The sequence below is a fragment of the Planococcus antarcticus DSM 14505 genome, assembly GCF_001687565.2.
Classification (GTDB): domain Bacteria; phylum Bacillota; class Bacilli; order Bacillales_A; family Planococcaceae; genus Planococcus; species Planococcus antarcticus.
Genome location: NZ_CP016534.2, coordinates 1,142,158 through 1,161,810 on the forward strand (window position 1 = coordinate 1,142,158; position 19,653 = coordinate 1,161,810).

The 19,653-nt window shown below is 43.6% G+C and carries 20 protein-coding genes; 13 read left to right on the forward strand and 7 right to left on the reverse strand.

Annotated features, from left to right (window positions below; translation table 11 throughout):
- Positions 1-461: 461 nt before the first annotated feature.
- From BBH88_RS05670 to BBH88_RS05680, 3 genes are all read right to left on the reverse strand, one after another.
- Entirely contained in the window at positions 462-881 is a 420-nt protein-coding gene (locus BBH88_RS05670) for a YtxH domain-containing protein (protein ID WP_006831172.1), read from the reverse strand.
- Between the two features lie 126 nt (positions 882-1,007).
- Positions 1,008-1,538: a tryptophan transporter gene (locus BBH88_RS05675; protein WP_006831171.1), complete on the reverse strand. Its 531-nt coding sequence runs from the start codon at positions 1,536-1,538 to the stop codon at positions 1,008-1,010.
- Between the two features lie 102 nt (positions 1,539-1,640).
- Positions 1,641-2,072, reverse strand: a complete 432-nt coding sequence (locus BBH88_RS05680) for an HIT family protein (protein ID WP_065537139.1) — start codon at positions 2,070-2,072, stop codon at positions 1,641-1,643.
- Between the two features lie 109 nt (positions 2,073-2,181).
- Here BBH88_RS05680 and BBH88_RS05685 point away from each other — a divergent pair, with 109 nt between their 5' ends.
- Entirely contained in the window at positions 2,182-2,931 is a 750-nt protein-coding gene (locus BBH88_RS05685) for an ABC transporter ATP-binding protein (RefSeq protein WP_006831169.1), read from the forward strand.
- Positions 2,915-4,117, forward strand: coding sequence for an ABC transporter permease (locus tag BBH88_RS05690; RefSeq protein WP_065537138.1), 1,203 nt, complete (start codon positions 2,915-2,917; stop codon positions 4,115-4,117). Before BBH88_RS05685 ends, BBH88_RS05690 begins: the two co-directional genes overlap by 17 nt.
- Positions 4,118-4,158: 41 nt before the next feature.
- Here the strand turns inward: BBH88_RS05690 and BBH88_RS05695 are convergent, their stop codons facing one another.
- From BBH88_RS05695 to BBH88_RS05705, 3 genes are all read right to left on the reverse strand, one after another.
- Positions 4,159-5,328: a M20 metallopeptidase family protein gene (locus BBH88_RS05695; RefSeq protein WP_065537137.1), complete on the reverse strand. Its 1,170-nt coding sequence runs from the start codon at positions 5,326-5,328 to the stop codon at positions 4,159-4,161.
- 182 nt (positions 5,329-5,510) lie between these two features.
- On the reverse strand, positions 5,511-6,506 hold the full coding sequence (locus tag BBH88_RS05700) for a sodium:calcium antiporter (RefSeq protein WP_006831166.1): 996 nt from the start codon (positions 6,504-6,506) through the stop codon (positions 5,511-5,513).
- Between the two features lie 55 nt (positions 6,507-6,561).
- The gene (locus tag BBH88_RS05705; protein WP_065537136.1) at positions 6,562-7,074 is read right to left on the reverse strand and encodes an antibiotic biosynthesis monooxygenase family protein; all 513 of its coding nucleotides are present in this window, start codon (positions 7,072-7,074) and stop codon (positions 6,562-6,564) included.
- Between the two features lie 214 nt (positions 7,075-7,288).
- Here BBH88_RS05705 and hemE point away from each other — a divergent pair, with 214 nt between their 5' ends.
- The 5 genes from hemE to BBH88_RS19160 all read left to right on the forward strand — a co-directional run bounded on the left by hemE (position 7,289) and on the right by BBH88_RS19160 (position 12,003).
- Positions 7,289-8,335, forward strand: coding sequence for a uroporphyrinogen decarboxylase (hemE, locus tag BBH88_RS05710; protein WP_065537135.1), 1,047 nt, complete (start codon positions 7,289-7,291; stop codon positions 8,333-8,335).
- Between the two features lie 25 nt (positions 8,336-8,360).
- Positions 8,361-9,293, forward strand: a complete 933-nt coding sequence (gene hemH, locus BBH88_RS05715; protein ID WP_065537134.1) for a ferrochelatase — start codon at positions 8,361-8,363, stop codon at positions 9,291-9,293.
- Between the two features lie 24 nt (positions 9,294-9,317).
- Positions 9,318-10,757, forward strand: a complete 1,440-nt coding sequence (hemY, locus tag BBH88_RS05720) for a protoporphyrinogen oxidase (RefSeq protein WP_065537133.1) — start codon at positions 9,318-9,320, stop codon at positions 10,755-10,757.
- Complete coding sequence (locus BBH88_RS05725; RefSeq protein WP_065537132.1) at positions 10,754-11,224, forward strand: FixH family protein; 471 nt, start codon at positions 10,754-10,756, stop codon at positions 11,222-11,224. Before hemY ends, BBH88_RS05725 begins: the two co-directional genes overlap by 4 nt.
- Before the next feature lie 590 nt (positions 11,225-11,814).
- Positions 11,815-12,003, forward strand: coding sequence for a hypothetical protein (locus BBH88_RS19160; RefSeq protein WP_154669131.1), 189 nt, complete (start codon positions 11,815-11,817; stop codon positions 12,001-12,003).
- Positions 12,004-12,134: 131 nt separating this feature from the next.
- Here BBH88_RS19160 and yhfH read toward each other — a convergent pair whose 3' ends face one another.
- Positions 12,135-12,260, reverse strand: a complete 126-nt coding sequence (gene yhfH, locus BBH88_RS05735) for a protein YhfH (protein ID WP_006831159.1) — start codon at positions 12,258-12,260, stop codon at positions 12,135-12,137.
- Positions 12,261-12,404: 144 nt separating this feature from the next.
- On the opposite strand from yhfH, the gene BBH88_RS05740 reads away from it, so the two are divergent.
- The 6 genes from BBH88_RS05740 to BBH88_RS05765 all read left to right on the forward strand — a co-directional run bounded on the left by BBH88_RS05740 (position 12,405) and on the right by BBH88_RS05765 (position 19,513).
- Positions 12,405-13,397 carry a lipoate--protein ligase gene (locus BBH88_RS05740; RefSeq protein WP_006831158.1) on the forward strand — a complete coding sequence of 331 codons (993 nt, stop codon included), beginning with the start codon at positions 12,405-12,407 and terminating at the stop codon, positions 13,395-13,397.
- Positions 13,398-13,469: 72 nt separating this feature from the next.
- The gene (locus BBH88_RS05745) at positions 13,470-14,174 is read left to right on the forward strand and encodes a response regulator transcription factor (protein ID WP_065537130.1); all 705 of its coding nucleotides are present in this window, start codon (positions 13,470-13,472) and stop codon (positions 14,172-14,174) included.
- A complete protein-coding gene (locus BBH88_RS05750; protein WP_065537129.1) occupies positions 14,174-15,277 on the forward strand; it encodes a sensor histidine kinase in 1,104 nt (367 codons plus the stop codon). The genes BBH88_RS05745 and BBH88_RS05750 overlap by 1 nt, the downstream gene beginning before the upstream one ends.
- Positions 15,180-15,953: an ABC transporter ATP-binding protein gene (locus tag BBH88_RS05755; RefSeq protein WP_006831155.1), complete on the forward strand. Its 774-nt coding sequence runs from the start codon at positions 15,180-15,182 to the stop codon at positions 15,951-15,953. The genes BBH88_RS05750 and BBH88_RS05755 overlap by 98 nt, the downstream gene beginning before the upstream one ends.
- Positions 15,925-17,862: an ABC transporter permease gene (locus BBH88_RS05760; protein WP_006831154.1), complete on the forward strand. Its 1,938-nt coding sequence runs from the start codon at positions 15,925-15,927 to the stop codon at positions 17,860-17,862. Before BBH88_RS05755 ends, BBH88_RS05760 begins: the two co-directional genes overlap by 29 nt.
- A gap of 97 nt (positions 17,863-17,959) precedes the next feature.
- The gene (locus BBH88_RS05765) at positions 17,960-19,513 is read left to right on the forward strand and encodes a fatty acid--CoA ligase family protein (RefSeq protein WP_006831153.1); all 1,554 of its coding nucleotides are present in this window, start codon (positions 17,960-17,962) and stop codon (positions 19,511-19,513) included.
- The last annotated feature ends 140 nt before the right edge of the window (positions 19,514-19,653 follow it).

The window sequence follows — 19,653 nt, forward strand, 5'->3', positions numbered from 1 at the left end:
TCCGAGTGGATTCTTACGCTACTCTCATAGGAGTCTCCGCTGGTTTGCTCCGTATCCGGATGATTAGTTACTCAAGGATGCTCAGAACAAAGAGTGTAAGACGGCGAAGGGCGAAGATGTGCTCCTGCATCGCTGCGCTAGCTTCGTCGCAAAGCCATTGCCCGAACTCCCTTCGTTCAATGACTTTGCTGCTGGAGCAGTGAAGCGACATCCAAGAGACCCCGCAGGAGCTTGCGATGAGGAGGCTGGGGCGAGGTCCTTGGCAACTGGCACCGCGACGTCCTGTCGCGCCAGTTGCATGACCACATCCTGTGGGTCCAAAGCGTCCGTCTGGAGCGATTTCTTCGTTTCCCTACCTCATTGAGTTGAAAAAGCTGTTTCTTTAATTCAACTTACATAGTAAGGTTCTGAAATGATATTTTATAAAAAAACAAAAAAACAGCCACCCGAAGGCTGCTGTTTCATGCGCTTTGTGTATCGTCATCGACTTTTTCCTTTTTTGGTTTATCATCATCTTTGTCTTTTTTATCTTTGCTAATGGTGTTTTGCAATTCTTCAATGGCATTTTGAATAGCCATGATTTCAAGCTGAAGATGTTCTTTAGCGGGAGCAGTGCTCTCTGTCCAAGTTTCAAGTGAAGCTTTCAAACCATCGACCACTTCAGGTAGCTGTGATTTGGCTTCTTCCGTCAAAAGGGTAATCGACTCTTTCAAGCCATTTACTTTTTCTTTCAGGTCATTTAAGTATTCTTTCCATTCTGATGATGTCGATTTTACCGTGGTCCGAAATTCTTGCCCTGATTGTGGAGCAGAGAATAAGGCAGTTGCAGCTCCAGCTGCTAACCCTGTCGCAAGTCCTAAGAAAAATCTTGATGCTTTCATATGTGGAGCTCCCCTTTCTTCCTATAAACTTCTTTTCCTTTATTTTACCTAATTAAAACATAAAGATGAATGACTATCTAATAAAAAAAACTTTTCGCCAAAAAATAATGGCGAAAAGCTCTTGTGTTATGCGGCTTGTGAAACAGCCGTGTCGAATTTTGAGCGCTTGACCAATGAGATGACAATCGGATAAATAAAGGCGAAAGCGACTCCGTTCATCAATACTGCAGGCAAAACCACCGTAACAACCAACAGGCTGAAAGGGATGTTGGCGCCGATCACAAAAATGGCTGCAGAAAGGAAAATCGTTCCGGACAATAAAGTGCCGATTGCACAAAGGGCAATAGTAACTGGCAGTTTGGAAACAAATTTCTTCAGGATCATCACCAAAGCAAGAAAAACGAAAGCAGTGATGAATTTGTCGATGATGTTCGGAAAAAATCCACCTGGGAATGTAGAAAACAAACCTGATAAGACACCCGTTGTTACCGCCAATAAAAATACATTTTTCACATTAGGGAATAAAAGGATGCCGACAAACATCATCGTCAACATGAAATCGGGTTTCATTCCTCCATTGATGCCTGGAATTACCACATAAAGTGTAGCTCCGACGCTGACCAGCAACGCCATTAAAACTAGGTTCTTCGTATTCATTTCTCATCTCTCCTCAGCTATGTGCTAGTTCTTTTCCCGGTCGTGTCCTCATGACCGCCGGCGAAAAACTTATTTTGATTCTATCCTGTCCACTTCAGAAAATCAAGCGTCAGCGGTTAACTTTTGTTTTACACTTTCTGCGAGCTCCTGAATGCGTTCAGAAGTAAATTCTTTCTCTTTGGTTACCCATTTAGCACCGAAGCCATCAGTTTGTCCATAACGGGGGATAAAGTGTAAATGGAAATGGAAAACGCTTTGTCCAGCTTTTGCGCCGTTATTGTTCAACAAGTTCATGCCATCAGGCTGAAAAGTCTCATTGATGGCTTTGGCGATTTTAGGGGCCACAGAAAACAAGTTGGCTGCCTCTGCTGGTGTCATATCATAGACAAATTCACGATGTGTTTTGGGAATCAGCAAAGTATGTCCTTTTGACAAGGGCATGATATCCATAAAAGCAAAGACATGTTCATCTTCATAAATTTTCACACTCGGGATTTCACCTGCAATGATTTTGCAGAAAATACAATTTGTCATTGGTATCATCCTTTCCATTTTTACCATTTTACCATAATTGCCATATCGAAAAAGAATTCGACAGCCAGTTTTGATACAATAGCTTTATAGACAGAAAGAGGTGTTGTGCATGGTTATCTTAGAAGTCGACGCGCTGACGGGTGGATATACACGTAAACCCGTTTTGCAAGAAGTAACATTTTCGATAGGAAAAGGGGAACTAGTTGGACTGATCGGTTTGAACGGTGCTGGCAAAAGTACCACGATTAAGCATATTATTGGATTGATGCAACCGAAATCCGGACAGATTCGATTGAATGGGAAAACCTTTGAAGAAGATATGGACACCTATCGCTCAGCTTTTTCGTATATTCCGGAGACACCGGTCCTGTATGAAGAACTAACGTTGCGAGAGCATCTTGAGCTGACAGCGATGGCCTATAACATAGATTCTGAGCTATTCGAAAAACGTTCTGCAGAATTGTTGAAGGAATTTCGAATGGAAAAGCGCTTAAAATGGTTTCCGTCGCATTTTTCAAAAGGAATGCGCCAAAAAGTGATGATCATGAGTGCGTTTCTCGTAAATCCAGCACTTTATATCATCGACGAACCTTTTGTTGGACTCGATCCACTGGGCATTAAATCATTATTGGATCAGATGGAGCAACAAAAGAAAAAAGGCGCATCGGTGCTGATGTCAACACATATTTTGTCTACAGCTGAGCGCTATTGTGACCGGATTATCCTGCTTCATAACGGTCGTGTGCGAGCAAGCGGGACAATGGATGATTTGCGGAAGGCTTTCAATATGCCGGAAGCATCACTGGACGATTTGTATATTGCGATGACCGAGGATGAGCTAAATGAAGAATTTGCATGATATTTGGTCAAGAAGACTTCATAAGTACACTGTTGAAGTCCAAAATTACCTGAAATATATTTTTACTGATCATATCGCCGTCGTCCTATTATTCGCTCTTGGAGCAGCAGGATTCGCATACAGCGAATGGATACAGGACATTCCGTCTGAATTCCCGGGAGCGCTCCTGTTGGCAGTGGTCTTTGGGTTATTACTAGCTGTCAGTCCACCATCAACCTTATTAAAAGAAGCAGATTCGGTGTATTTTTTGCCTTTGGAAAACAAGCTGGATGAATTTTTAAAACCAGCTTTGAAATGGTCGTTCTTTTCTCAATTGTACTTGCCGATCATTGTCTTTATCGTTTCGCTGCCGATGGTTAATGCTCTCTACGGCCTGCCATCTTCCTTTTTGATTGGCTTTCCGATTTTGCTGCTGCTGATTAAATGGTGGAATGTCCAGACAGAGTTTGCTTTTCGCAGACAAGGAGCAGGTGAGGGCATCTGGCTAGACCGGTTGCTGCGTTTCTTGTTGGTCGGACTGTTTGTGTACTTTTATGTAGAAGAGCAATTGGTGATTGCTGTCCTTGTACTGTTTGCGATCATTTTTTATGGCAAATGGATAGCCCGTAAAGCGGTGGGCAAGCCTTTCGCTTATGAACATTTTATCGGTTTGGAAGAAAACCGTATGCTGCGTTTCTATCAATTTGCCAATTACTTTACCGATGTTCCCCATCTGAAGGGCAAAATCAAAGCTAGAACCTGGCTGAATTGGATTTATCGATTTATCGAGCCGGGTCTTAAAAACGCTCACTTGTATCTGGTCTGGAGAACTTTTGTTCGATCGGATGAATTGTTTTATCTATGGGTGCGGCTGACGGCCATCATCGTGGTGGGTGCGTGGTTTATTCCATTCCAAATTGGGATCGTGTTATTTGCCGGAGCCTTGGCATTCGCGACGGTCATCCAGATCTGGCAAGGGCTGACGCATACCCAGCATTTCCGGATGGACAATCTGTTTCCACTGACTCAATTCAGCAGACAGCAGGCTGTCCGGAAACTCATCACGCTGCTGCAGATTTTGCAAAGCATAGCTACAGCAGTTGTTTTGCTGGTGATAGGCGAGGTGATTACGGCTCTGTTGACTTTGGGTGTCATTTTAGCCGTTTCTCTCTTTACCGTTGCGGTTTTAAAAAGCAAGAAAAATTAAATCGAGCCCAGCATCTAAAAAAAGATGCTGGGCTTGAATTTTTATTTGTGAAAATTGACAGCTGCAGCGCCAAGTGTCTTAGCGGCAAGCAACATGGCTTCTTCTTTGAAATCGAATTTCGGGTGGTGGTGAGGATAGACCTCTCCATCAGGCATTGCTCCGGTAAAGAAGAATGCTCCTGGAATTTCTTCCAGGTAATAGGCGAAATCTTCTCCGCCCATTTGAGGGGGACAGTCATAGACTTCTTCAACACCAGGAACAGTTTCTGCGATATCTTTCACATATAAGGTTTCTTTTTCATGATTGATGACCGGCGGATATCCACGTTTAAAATTAAATTCATAGCGGCTGTTGTTGGCCAAACTGGCGCCTTTAATGACACGCTCCATCTCCGTCTCCATCAGGCTCCGGACATCTTCTTTGAATGAACGGACTGTTCCAGACAACACAGCCTGATCAGCAATAATATTGAATGGGTTCTGCGCCACAAACGAACCTACCGATAACACTGCAGATTCTAAAGGGTCCACACGTCTGGATACTAAAGTCTGCAGATTCGAGACAATTTGAGAACCGATGACGACCGCGTCGATCGTTTCGTGAGGGCTGGCACCGTGGCCACCTCGTCCTTGAACTTTGAGTTCAAAGCTGTCTGCAGCCGCCATGATTGGGCCGACACGCGTATCGATTCTGCCGAATGGCGTTGTAGACCAAAGGTGGGTACCGAAAATCGCATCGACCCCATCAAGCACGCCTGCTTCAATCATCGATTTTGCGCCTCCGGGAACCAGCTCTTCGGCATGCTGATGAATCAATACGTACGTTCCAGCCAATTTATCACGCATATTGTACAGGATTTTTCCAAGTACCAGAAGCGTGGCCGTATGACCGTCGTGGCCGCATGCGTGCATAACTCCATCGACGGTTGATTGATAGGGAACATTTTCTTTTTGATCCTGGATTGGCAAGGCATCGAAATCAGCGCGCAGTGCAACGGTTTTACCGGGTATAGCACCTTTGATCGTTGCAACCACACCGTTTCCACCAACACTGTGTTTAACATCGACACCTAATTGTTCATAATAATCACGAATATAGCGGGCTGTTTTGATTTCATGAAACGACGGTTCGGGATTCATATGCAGGTGACGGCGGATTTCCACCATTTCTGGATAAGCAGTTTCTAAATCAGCGTATATTGCATCAATCACTTTCAAAACCCCTTTCTTATACTAAAAGCATATCATAAATAGCTATGGATATGAGCAGACGCAGATGCCCATCTTCTAAGTACCGAAGTAGCGAAATCATAATTGAAGGGATTTAAAGTCCACCAAAAAATAGAAAAACGCGGCCAAATTCCATTTTAGGAGTCTGGCCACGCTTTCTCTAGTTAGTAAGTAAAATTCATATACGATGCTGCGAAATACACGATGAGAATAATCACCGATGGCAGTGCATAGGACAATGTAGAAGCACTTTCCTTGCGGTAAAGCGAAAACAAAGCAAGCAACGACATAATTAGCACGCCGACAGCGATGATCATATTCGCACCAGAAACATCCAACATGATAGGTCCTGCAGTATAGACTGGGTCAGACAGGGCCAAGATAATCATATTGAAAATATTACTTCCGAGAATCGCGCCGACAGCCATATTGACATTACTGAGTCGCAGCGCCACAAAGACAGAGATGGCTTCTGGAAGGGAAGTCGCAGCTGCAATCAAGAAACTGCCGATAAAGCTGGAGCCTATTCCGGTAATAATAGCAATCTGGTCTCCGGTAATCGATAAAGCAGTACCGGCAGCCAAAATAACAAGTGCTGCAATAACAAAGCGAAAAATTGCCGCTTTTGGTGATAATGAGGCACTCGGATTATCGGGCTCTTCTTCCGACTCCGCAACCGCTTCTGCTTCAGGATCCAGTGAAGGTAATTTATTGATGACGACCATACCGACAATATAAGTAATGGCGATAATCAGGGCATCCAAACCAACACCAAGGATTTGGATATCAAGGCGCAACCAAAGAGCCATAATGACAAGAACAGTCAATAAAATACCGAGAAGGGCTGTGTAAATATTGTTGCGCGAAGCCCGGTTTAAAATCCGGCGTCTTCTAAGAAAGAAATCGAATCCAGCAAGGATGAACAAATTGAAAAGGTTCGATCCGACCATGTTTCCGACAGCGATATCAGCATTGCCGATCGCTGCTGCCGAGAAACTAGTGGATACTTCCGGCAGGGAAGTGGCACCTGCAAGTAATAGTGTACCGACCATCATACCGCCCATTGCCGTTTTAGAACTGATGACATCGGCGTATTGGGACAGTTTGATAGATGCGAATACAGTGAGTGCTGCTGCTAATATGAAAATAACGAAAACCAAGTAATTTCCTCCTTTTTAGTATTGACGAAAATCCAGTTGCGCTGGTTTGCAGTCATCATTCTTCTTCGGGTTTTGCTCGATAAGTACCGATATACGATACTCCTGAGAAAATATTCGGGCGCTGCGAACCAGCTGGACTTTCTGGTTTTGCCGAATGAGCTTGTGCAAAGGCCTGGGACTCTTTCCATTTTTCATAAAAAGCAGGTGATTCCCATTCAGTTAAGACAATATACGTATCTGAATCGAGCGGTCTCAGAACGCGAAACGCAACATAGCCCAGTTCGTTTTCGATTGCCCCTGCCCGATTTTTAAAACGGTGTTCGAAAACAGGTCGGCCTTCTTCGGAGACAGGTATATTATTAAAGACAAAAAATCCTTTTTCTTTAAATTCCCCTGTTCCATCGACCACTTCATAGCGGCGGGGGGTTTGGAAAATCGTTTTTCCCTCTGTTTCATGGATCATCAAGGTCGTATTTTCACCCTGCATGACAACCATCGTCTCCTCCGAGTGTTTGTCGCGCATTTTTTTCATGTAATCGTACGTTCCTGTTGTCATATAAAAATTCACTGATAACACCTCCTTAAATAATATGCTCTCTTCATTATATCCTTCCCTTTAGAAATCTACACGAAACAGGTATTGACAATCAAGTGAAAAGCAGAAGTGTCTAATTTATGACAATTGCGCCGGGAATCTATACAATAAAGAATGGAGAGTCTATAGTATAGACGGATATAGGCAGGCAGACAGCATAGTAGCAGACTGAAGGGATGAAAAAATCATGACATTCAACGACACATATCTTCGCGCAGCGCGAGGAGAAAAAACCGATCATGTACCGGTTTGGTATATGAGGCAGGCTGGACGTTCCCAGCCGGAATACCGCAAAATCAAGGAAAAATATTCATTGGAGGAAATTACGCATCAGCCAGAGCTATGCGCATACGTGACGAAACTTCCTGTGGATCAGTACAATAACGATGCGGCGGTTCTTTACAAAGATATCGTTACCCCATTGCCTGCAATCGGAGTTGATGTAAAAATCAAATCGGGAATCGGTCCGGTCATTGATACCCCGATTCGTAGCATGGCAGACATTGAACGTTTAGGTGAAATCAATCCTGAACAGGATGTTGATTATGTTCTCGAGACGATTCGTCTGTTGACGCAAGAGCAATTAGATGTGCCGTTGATCGGATTTTCCGGAGCGCCTTTCACATTAGCGAGCTACATGATTGAAGGTGGTCCTTCCAAAAGCTACAACAAAACCAAAGCAATGATGGTTTCAGAGCCAGCCATGTGGTTTGCATTGATGGACAAACTGGCAGACACCATCATTCCTTACGTAAAAGCACAAATTAAAGCAGGCGCGAAAGCTATCCAAATTTTTGATTCATGGGTTGGCGCATTAAACGTTGAAGATTACCGTATTTTTATTAAACCGGTAATGGATCGTATTTTTGCTGAACTGCGCACAGAAGGTGTACCGTTAACGATTTTCGGTGTTGGAGCTAGCCATTTGGCTAAAGAGTGGCATGAACTTCCAGTGGACGTAGTCGGATTGGATTGGCGTTTGCCAATTTCAGAAGCACGTTCCATGGGATTGACCAAAACCCTTCAAGGCAATTTAGATCCTGCTTATTTATTGGCAGACTGGCCGGTAATCGAAGAGCGGACGAAAAAGATTCTGGATATGGGCATGCAAAGTGATGGCTACATATTCAACCTTGGGCATGGTGTGTTCCCAGAAGTTAATCCGGATACGCTGAAGCGATTGACTTCATTTGTACACGAGTACAGTACTGCTTATAAAAGTAAGTTGAAATAAGAATAAAATTCATGTTGAGGTGATTATGTTGAAGAAGACAATGGGATTATTAGTGATGGCATATGGAACGCCGTACTCAGAAGATGATATTGAGCGCTATTACACACATATCCGTCGCGGTCGCAAGCCAAGCGAAGAAAGCTTAGAAGACCTGCGCAGCCGCTACAAAGCAATTGGGGGCCTTTCACCGCTTGCGAAAATTACGTTGGATCAAGCGAACGGTCTATGTGAACGGTTGAATGAAGTTCAGGATGAAATTGATTTTAAAATGTATCTTGGGTTGAAACATATCGAACCGTTTGTTGAAGACGGTGTCGAAGAAATGAGAAAAGATGGCATTACGGAAGCTGTTTCAATTGTGTTGGCACCGCATTTCTCTACTTTCTCCGTGAAGTCGTATAATGGCCGTGCAGCAGAAGCTGCTGAAAAAGCAGGCATTTCATTGACATCTGTTGAAAGCTGGTACAAAGAACCGAAATTCATCCAATACTGGAGCGAAAAAATCAGCGCTTCATTCGCTGAAATGTCGGAAGAAGAACGTGCGAAATCTTGCCTGATCGTTTCTGCACATTCGTTGCCAGAGAAAATTATCGCAAATGGCGACCCTTACCCAGATCAATTAAAAGAAACAGCCCAAATGCTCCAACAAGCTACGGGTGTTAAAAACGTGGAAATTGGTTGGCAAAGTGCTGGACAAACAGGAGAACCTTGGATTGGACCAGATGTTCAAGACTTGACTCATGATTTGTTCGAACAAAAAGGATATACATCGTTCGTGTATACACCAGTTGGCTTTGTCACAGACCATTTAGAGGTGCTTTTCGATAACGACTACGAATGTAAAGTAGTTTGCCACGACATCGGCGCAAATTACCGTCGTCCTGAAATGCCGAACGTCCAGCCTCTATTCATCGATGGCTTGGCTGATGTGGTAATGAGAAAAATGGCAGAAAAGTAAAACAATTGAAAGTGAGGATTAAACGTGACCGAACATACGCATAAAGTAATCGTCGTGGGCGGCGGCATCACTGGACTGTCAGCGGCGTACTACTTACAAAAACAGGCAATTGAGCAAGGTTTGGAGATTGAAATCACATTGATTGAAGTGGCCCATCGTCTCGGCGGGAACATCCAGACTTTGCACAAAGATGGTTTTGTAATTGAGCGTGGTCCGGATTCGTTTGTCTCACGAAAAAATAGCATCCAGCAGTTAGCCAAAGAGTTGGAAATAGAAGACCGATTGGTTCAAAGTGCTCCCGGGAAAACATATGTGGCAGTCGAAAATAATCTTTATCCGATACCGGTTGGGTCGGTCATGGGCGTGCCAACGAATTTTGGTTCGTTTCTCACTTCGGGCATCAGTTCTTGGTTTGGCAAAGCCCGAGCTTTAGGAGATTTTGTCTTACCGGCATCCACAACAGTTGAAGATCAGCCACTTGGCAAGTTTTTAAGGCGTAGATTTGGCAATGAATTAGTTGAGAATTTAATCGAACCTTTGTTTTCGGGAGTTTTTGCTGGAGATATTGACCGTTTGAGCTTAACAGCAACTTTTCCCGAGCTGCTAAAAACAGAACAACAGCATCGAAGTTTAATACGTGGCTTAAAGAAAAACCGAATATCGGATTACCGGGCATTCAATACTGAAAAAAAAGGCATGTTTCAAACGTTCGAGGGTGGTCTTGAAACACTGGTACGCACCTTAGAAGCAGAACTTGAAAATTGTACGATCCTTAAAGGCGTAAAGGTCGAAAAACTGGAACGGCAAAATGACCAGGCAAAATTACGACTGAACAATGGCGCCACTATCACAGCAGACGGTGTGATTTTCGCATTACCGCATGTTAAGCTGCTGCCAATATTCGAACCTTTGGGATTATTGAGGGGCCTGAAAGAAATGCCTTCAACATCCATTGCGACGGTATCCATCGCATTCCCGGAAGGTGCCGTGAAACCGGTGCAAGATTGTATGGGTTTTGTGGTGGCACGAAACAGTGACTTTACCATTACAGCGTGTTCTGCAGCCCACTTGAAGTGGCCGAGCCTGACACCGTCCGGAAAAACCATGTATCGATCTTTTATTGGACGTGTCGGTGACGAAGCAGTCGTGGAGTTGTCTGATCAAGAAATTGTCAAAGCCGTTTTAGAAGACTTGCATAAATTGTTGGACATTCAGGCAAATCCTGAGTTCACGGTCGTTTCTCGCATGAAAGAAGCGATGCCTCAATATATAGTAGGACATGTAGAACGTGTGGCTTTAGCGAAAAAAGAGCTACTTGAAGCTCTGCCAATGGTGCAAATTGCAGGTGGATCTTTCGAAGGTTTCGGATTGCCAGCCTGCGTTGATCAGGGGAAAGCAGCTGCCAATCAATTAATTGAACGATTTACTGCTGAACCTTTCAGCATGGAGGGAAATTCACAATGAAAAAATTTGTAGGGCTTGGATTACCGTTCTTGATGTTGGCAGCTTGCGGAACAGGAGAAGCTGATTCTCCTGGTGCTGGAGAACAAGTTGAAGAAGTGATGGTGGCATTCAACACCGAAACACAAGCTGACCCGGTTGAGGAAGTTGTGCTATCTGTTACTTTGACACAAGGAGACGAAACTGTAGAGGATGCGGACGAAGTCGTCTATGAGGTGTGGGAGTCTGGAGATCGCGGCAACAGCGAAATGATTCCAGCCGAGCATATAGAGGACGGTGTATACGAAGCGGAAACTAGCTTTGAGCAAGAGGGTTTATATTACATGCAGGCACATACGACTGCGAGAAGCTTGCACGTCATGCCGAAACAGGAAATTACGGTCGGCACTCCGGATCCGGATTCAATCGTTCCAGATGACAGCGATGATTCACAGGGTATGGACAAGATGGAAGATCATTCCAGTCATTGATACAGATTGACGAAGATGCTGCTAAGGCAGTATCTTTTTTTGTAGGATTCTAGAAGTCACTTCGGTCGCTTTGGAGCGGGTTCCCGCGATAAGCCAGACAGCTTAAGAACGCTGCCAGTCTTATCGCTCCACCCAGTCCTTTGACGCGCCTCAGCTGGATAGCTGCTTAATCAAGTGGGAATTTATTTGTATGTGGTAGGGAGTCGGAGAAGGTTCTGAATTCGCTCTGCGCGATTAGCACACGCGCCTTTGCTAAGTGTTATAGTACAGCAATTAGAAAGTAAAGGACAATGGGACCTGTAAGTGGTTTTTGATTTTACAGCTCACCTTTTTCTTCGTATTAACTTTTTATCTACTTAAATGAATCTCATGAAAAATGAATTTTCTCTGTGAGAGAAGAAAAGCGATAAGGTGTTAAATTTTATGATCACCTGCACGCGCTCTATCTATTATTAAATTGCAAAAGTTCAACACTAGATAGTACGAGTAATTCAAGAAATTAAAAGTGATGCAATTTTCGTACAGCAGCGACACTTACTTTTCAGACTTTTATTACAACAAGAACATTAAGGAAAGGAGAAAAGCAGCGAATGGCAAAGATATGCTCCTGCATCGCTACGCTAGTTTCGCCGCAAAGTTACTGCTCGAACTCTCTTCGTTCAATGACTTTCCTGCGGGAGCAGCGAAGCGGCATGAGCCGGAGCCATTGGACTGAGCAGAGCGGGGAGAGCGGCCATGTCCTGGCAACTGGCGCTGTGACTGTTACGCCAGCTGAATGACTCATATCCTGTGGGCTCAAAAGTGTCCGCCTGAAGCGATGTCTCACACATTCACCATTTGTCAAAAATCAAAAAACGAAGCAGCGCTAGTTAGCGATGCTTCGTTTTTTCTGAGTATGTTTTAGTTGAACTTATAATTCGTTGCACGAGTCACATTTAGTACCATAACATTCATGCTGCTCTTCCATTTTTTCTCCACAAGATGCGCACTGTTTCGGGGGCAAGTTCTTGAAAAATTCGACTACGTTTTCAATCATAACTTCCATCTCCTTTTTGTTATAGTACTGTTGGTGTTTAGAGTAGTGTATTATAACAGTTTCGATTAGTCAACCCTAAACAATGAATTTATTCGAATAATCCGTTAAACTAGAAAGAAGAACGCAGTCAAAAGGAGAGAGATTATGTATTTCGTAGACAATAAAGGCATTACAGATCCACGGATTAACTTGGCAATCGAAGAATATCTATTGAAGACGATGGATGTTGAAAAAGATCCATTTCTTCTGTTCTATATCAATGAACCATCTATCATTATCGGTAAGAACCAAAACACGGCAGAAGAAATCAATACAGATTATGTCGATTCTAATGGCATTCATGTGGTCCGACGCCTATCTGGTGGTGGGGCAGTTTATCACGATTTAGGAAATTTGAATTACAGCTTTATCACAGTAGACGATGGCAATAGCTTCCGTAATTTCCGCAAATTCACTGAACCTGTCGTGAAAGCGTTACAAAGCCTGGGGGTTAATGCTGAGCTTTCTGGACGCAATGATTTGATGGCAGAAGGTCGGAAAGTATCGGGCAATGCACAATTTTCAACTAGAGGGCGTATGTTCAGCCATGGAACTTTGATGTTTGATACGCAGATTGATGAAGTGGTATCTGCGTTAAAAGTCAGCAAAGAAAAGATTGAGTCGAAAGGCATCAAATCGATTCGTAGCCGTGTCGCAAACATTTCTGAGTTTTTAAAAGAGCCAATGACAGTGACGGAATTCCGCAACGCTGTTTTACACTCGATTTTTGAAGGTGAAGAAAATGTCCGTTATTATGAACTAACGGATGAAGACTGGAAGAACATTCATGAACTGTCTAAAGAGCGTTACGGCAATTGGGATTGGAATTACGGCAAATCGCCTAAGTTCAATATTAAGCATTCCCACCGCTTCTCTGTCGGCGGCATTGATGTTCGCCTGCAAGTGGAGAAAGGTATCGTGCAAGACGCTAATATTTATGGTGACTTTTTCGGTGTCGGGGACGTATCTGAAATCGAACAAGCCATCATCGGCTCGAAATACGAGCGTGCTTCGTTGGACAAAGCAATCGCAGGAATCGATATCCCAAAACTTCTTGGTGGCATCACGACGGAAGAGTTTTTGAAATTAATTTATTAAGAATTTCTGGGAGCCTGCTTTTATGCAGGCTCTTTTGTTAAAATGGAAAGAAAAAGGAAAGGGGGAATCAGTATGGCTGTTCAACGAATCTTCATTGTAGAAGATGATTTGAAAATTGCGGAGTTATTGGCAGAGACCTTAAGGAAATATCATTACGAAGTAGAGACCGCAAAAGATTTTGATCGAATCATCGAAGAATTCGAAGCTTTTGATCCCCATTTGATTTTACTCGATATTAACTTGCCTTCTTATGATGGCTATTATTGGTGCCGCCAGCTCAGGCAGCAAACCACTTGCCCTATTATTTTCATTTCGGCCCGCTCGGGAGAAATGGATCAAGTCTTCGCTTTGGAAAACGGTGGAGATGATTTTATTACGAAACCTTTCCATTACGAAATCGTCCTTGCAAAAATAAGAAGCCATTTGCGCAGAGCTTTTGGCGAATATGCGCCGAAGCAGGAAGAGCGATCTATCAAAGCCGGGCGAATCGTATTGTATATGGAGCGCATGGAGCTATATGTAAAGACAGACGCTATTCCGCTGCAGAAAAAAGAATGCACGATTCTCGAACTCCTGCTGTCCAATTATCCAAAAGTGGTCTCACGTGAGCAACTGTTGGAAGAATTATGGGATGACCAGGCATTTGTAGATGAAAACACGCTGAATGTCAATATGACTCGGGTCCGGAAAAAGCTGTCTGATTATGGCGTACTGTCAGCCATTGAAACTGTTAGAGGGGCTGGATATCGCCTGCTGCTTCATGAGGAGGAATCGTGATGCTGCGATTATTCCTAAAAGAACATGCAGCGTTCATCGTCTTCCAGTTTGTCCTAGTGGCGTTCATCATGATGTTATACTGGTTGGATGGCTTTCGTAATCTCGATACGGCTATCTATTCATTTGTCATCAGCACGATGCTGGTCATTGCATTTCTGACCGTTCGCTTTGTTAAACGCTATCATTATTATCAGCGGATTTTGGTGACGCCGCAGAACTTGGAACATATGCTTCAGCGCGAAGGAAAGTCACCTGAACAAATTCAAAATGAAGTTTATCTGCAAAAATTGTATCGTTTGTACCAACATGAAGTGCAATCTTTATACGCTACTCAAAATCGCCATCTGCAGTTCATGAACCAGTGGGTGCACCAGATGAAAACGCCTTTATCGGTTATGCACCTGTTGCTTCAGGAAGAGCAGGAGCTCGATAAAAACAGTGTGCGTGAAGAAATGGACCGGTTGAAAGCAGGGTTGGATACGGTTTTGATGAATGCCCGTTTGGACACATTCGAGCAGGATATGCAAATCGAACAGGTCTATTTGCGGTCTTTAGTCAGCGAAGTGGTCACAGAAAACAAACGGCTGTTCATTTCGAAACGTATTTATCCAGAGATTTCGATTGCAGAAGAGCATATTGTGGCAACTGATCAGAAGTGGATGAAATTTATTATTGGCCAATTTTTGACCAATGCGGTCAAGTACACATTCGAACCCAATAAAAAAGTAATGATTGCCGCGGAATGTTCGAATGGCAATACGCTGTTGAAGATTCGGGACGAAGGAATCGGAATTTCTGCCTCCGATTTGCCGCGTGTAACCAAGGCATTTTTCACTGGAGAAAACGGACGGAAAACTGTAGAATCCACTGGGATGGGCTTGTATTTGGCAAAAGAAATTTGCGGAAAACTGGGTCATGAATTGTCGATTTCTTCTGTTCAAGGAGAAGGGACGACCGTATCTGTACTGTTCTTCGACCAGGATTTTGCAACACAGGAGGAAAAAAATGACGGTAGTGAAAATCGACGAAGTGACCAAGGTTTACGAAGGGAAAGTGACACACAGGGCAGTCAACCAGTTAAGCTTCACAGTGGAGAAAGGTGAATTTCTGGCAGTGATGGGACCTTCAGGTAGCGGCAAAACGACGCTGTTAAATTTGATTTCCACAATTGATACGCTAACTTCCGGAGAAATCTTGATTGATGGAACCAATCCACATTTATTGGATAAGAATGAGCTCGCACTATTCCGCAGACGGGAACTGGGTTTTGTTTTCCAGGACTTTAACTTGCTGCAGATGCTAACGGTTGAAGAAAATCTGGTGCTGCCTTTGACGCTTGATTATGTTCCTATCGATGAGATGGCAAGGCGGGTGCTGCTTATTGCCAAACGCCTTGGTCTAACATCAATTCTTCATAAGAAGCCGAATGAAATTTCGGGAGGAGAAGCTCAACGCACAGCAATTGGCAGAGCACTTATTCATCAGCCTGCGCTCATCTTAGCCGATGAGCCGACAGGAAATCTCGACTCCAAATCGTCGCGCGATGTACTTGAAATTTTATCAAATGCCGCTAGCGACAGCGAAACCACAATCATCATGGTGACGCACGATCCGATTGCTGCAAGTTATTGTGACCGCGTCCTTTTCATCAAAGACGGTGAATTTTTTAATGAAATCTATGGAGATGAACGACGCCAGACATTTTATCAGCGGATCTTGAATGTCCTGTCGTTGCTAGGAGGCTCCGTGAATGACCTTTCGGCAACTCGCTTACCATAACGTTGTCCGTAACCGGAGAAACTATGCGGCTTTTTTTCTGGCCAGCGTTTTTTCAGTCATGGTATTTTTTGTCTATTCGATGTTTATTTTTCATCCAACGTTCGAGGAAGACGGCCTTCGTCTGCTTGCCATTCGAGGGATGCTGATTGCAGAAGTAGTTCTGTATATTTTCACTTTGTTTTTCTTGTTTTATTCGATGAGCGCCTTTTTGCAGGCCCGATCGAAGGAATTCGGAGTGCTAATGCAATTAGGAATGACAAAAAAACAGTTGAACAAATTGATTTTTTTTGAAATGCTCATAATCGGTACGATTTCGACTGCAACGGGCATCGCATTCGGCTTCGCTTTCTCCAAGTTCTTTCTTATGATTGGACGAGAAATTATGGAGCTGGAGTCCTTGCCACTATATGTCTCATGGCAACCATTTCTGCTGACAATTGCAGCGTTCGCGAGTTTGTTCGTCATTATTTCATTTGTAAGTGTCGGGTTCATCCGAACAAAACGTGTTGTTGATTTACTGCAGGGCTTTTGGAAAGTGGAAGAAGAAACAAAATCGTCGACGGTGCTGTCTATTATGGGAATTGTCTTTTTGGCAATTGCCTACACATTTGCAGCGAGCGTGTCAGATCAAACCGTTTACTTAATGATCTTCATCGTTCCGCCACTTGCCACATTCGGCACTTATTTATTTTTTACGCATACGATTCATTCTTTGTTGCGGCTGTATAAGCGTAAAAAAAATGTCTATTGGAAAAAAACGCGTTTAGTGTCGTTGGCAGAGGCATCGGTTAAGCTGAAAGATAGTGCACAGATGTTCTTCATTGTTACTATTGTATCCACAGTGGCTTTTTTGACAGTGGGGACTTTAGCATCTTTCATGTCTTACACAGGAGACTTCCGTGAATCAAATCCTCTTGGACTTGTCTATATTTCATTTAATGGCAACGAACAGGAAGCGGCGCATATAGATCGCTTAACAAGCCAGTTGGAAAGTGAACAATTATCTTATGACCTGGTTGAACTGACAGTCAAACGCCAAACTTCAGGTGCTAGCGGAAATGATGTGGATATTTTATCATTGTCTGAGTTTAACCGTTTAGCGATTGCGCTTGATTTTGAACCTGCACAATTACAAGAAGGCGAAGGTATGTTTGTCCCGTTTTCATTAGACTCCTTGAAAGAACTAAAAAGTACCAGCGTCGAGACAGTGCTTTTCGAGAGCAACGTGCCTTTGTCAATCCAATCGTCTTATCCGCATGTCGTATTTCCTATTCACACTTTGAATGTCAACACAATTATTGTCAGTGACGCAGACTATGAAGCAATCGATCAACCCCTGCTGGGATACTCAACAGGTATGTCTGACTTTACTTATTACGCCTTTGATATACAGAATTGGACTGAAACGATAAATATCGGCAATCGATTGACCAATACAGTGAGCGAAGCAGTGGAAACTGCTGATTTTAATAACGTAAACTTTTTCTTTGAAAATCCAGGTGATGACTACCGCTGGTTCAAATCTTCGTTTGCCTTGCTGCTGTTTATTGGGGTCATGGTGGCGGCAGTCTTTCTGCTAGCAGCGGGTAGTTTTATTTATTTTAAGCTGTATACTGGCCTTGAGCGGGATCGGAAACAATACAAACTGCTGGTTCGTCTAGGGATGACGGATAAGGAACTAGGCAAAATCGTCAATCGGCAGCTAATTCCTCAATTTTTCTTGCCGTGGACTCTCGCCCTACTGCATAGCGCATTTGCTTTTGTTTCATTGCAGGTTGTGTGGGAGGAATTTGCCGAGCTGTCGATTCTCGGCGAAATGGCTCTTGTCCTTGGCGGATTTACTATTGCACAAATCTTATACTTTTTCTTAATTCGTTGGCGTTATGTCGACCATCTACAGGCACCGTGAATTTACGGTGCCTGTTGTATTGTCTGAAGATTTATTTTATAATGAAAACAGAATAAAATATGAATGAATATTCATTCAATGGAAAAGAGGGATGGACATGAATTTAATGTCACGCGTTCACGAAATTGCTGAGCAGGATTCTGCTCGAGTCGCTTACAGCTTTATGGGGAAAGATACAAGCTATGGTGAATTTGATCAATCTGTTGCTGTTTTTGCTGGTGCTCTACAAGGATTAGGCGTGGAAAAAGGGGATCATGTCGCATTTCTTCTAGGCAACACACCGCATTTTTTAATTTCTTTATATGCAACGATGCGTTTAGGAGCCACAGCTGTTCCGATCAATCCTATTTATAGTCCTGATGAAATCGCTTACATAGTCAACAATAGCGACACAAAGGTAGTAGTAGCAATCGATATGCTCTTGCCGCTTATCGAAGGAGCGCATAAAGCACTGCCGGCTGTTGAATCGTACATTATTTGTGAAACGGATCCATCGACACTGGAAAAAATGGCTCAATTGCCTGAAGACATTCAGGGGAAAGTCCATTCGTTTACGAATCTGCTAGCCAAATCAAAGGCGAATGATGTGTTCCCAGAAGTCCAACCAGATGATAATGCAGTTATATTATATACATCAGGTACGACAGGTAAACCGAAAGGCGCTATGCTGACGCATCAGAATTTATATTCGAACGCACGTGATGTAGGTGAATATCTTCAGATTGGTTCAACTGACCGTGTACTGGCAACTTTGCCAGTTTTCCACGTATTTGCGCTGACAGTAGTAGTCAACGCGCCACTTCTGCAGGGGGCGACGATTGTCTTGGTGCCACGTTTCAATCCAAAAGAGGTATTCGAAGCCATTAAGACGTCCAAAGCAAGCATTTTTGCCGGAGTACCGACCATGTTCAATTTCATGAATCAATTACCGGATGTTGATCCGGCTGATTTCGCTTCCGTACGCTTAGCGATTTCAGGTGGTTCCGCCATGCCTGTAGCTCTGCTGCATAGTTTCGAAGATAAATTTAATGTCCGCATTTCAGAAGGCTATGGTTTGTCAGAAGCTTCGCCGGTTACTTGCTTTAATCCGATTGACCGCGAGCGGAAAGCCGGTTCGATCGGCACTTCCATTATTAATGTGGAAAATAAAGTCGTCAATGAACTGGGAGAAGAAGTGTCAGCAAATGAAGTCGGTGAGCTGATTGTTCGTGGACCGAACGTCATGAAGGGCTATTACAAAATGCCGGAAGAAACCGCTGCAGCAATTCGCGACGGCTGGCTGTACACAGGTGACCTAGCTCGTGTTGACGAACAAGGCTATTTTTACATTGTCGACCGTAAAAAAGACATGATTATCGTGGGTGGCTACAATGTATATCCGCGCGAAGTTGAAGAAGTGCTGTTTGCCCATCCAGCAGTATTAGAAGCAGCGGTTGTTGGCTTGCCGGATCCGGATTTCGGCGAAGAGGTCAACGCCTATGTCGTGCTGAAGGACCCATCCGTTTCAGTGGATGAATTGAAGGTGTATTGCGCAGAGCATTTAGCAAAATACAAAGTTCCAAGACAATTTGAAGTGCTTGAAGAATTGCCGAAGAATACGACAGGGAAAATTCTGCGCCGGTCGCTGAAGGATCAGGCTATGCAAAAATAAATGATTTAAGAGCTTGTGGTTTGAAGAAATTAATTCATGAACCATCTCCTTAGATTCTGAAAGCGAAACTGATTATGAGGTAGGTAATAGCAAAAAAATAAGTATAAGCAAGAGGGTCCGGTTTTTATGCCGGAGCCTCT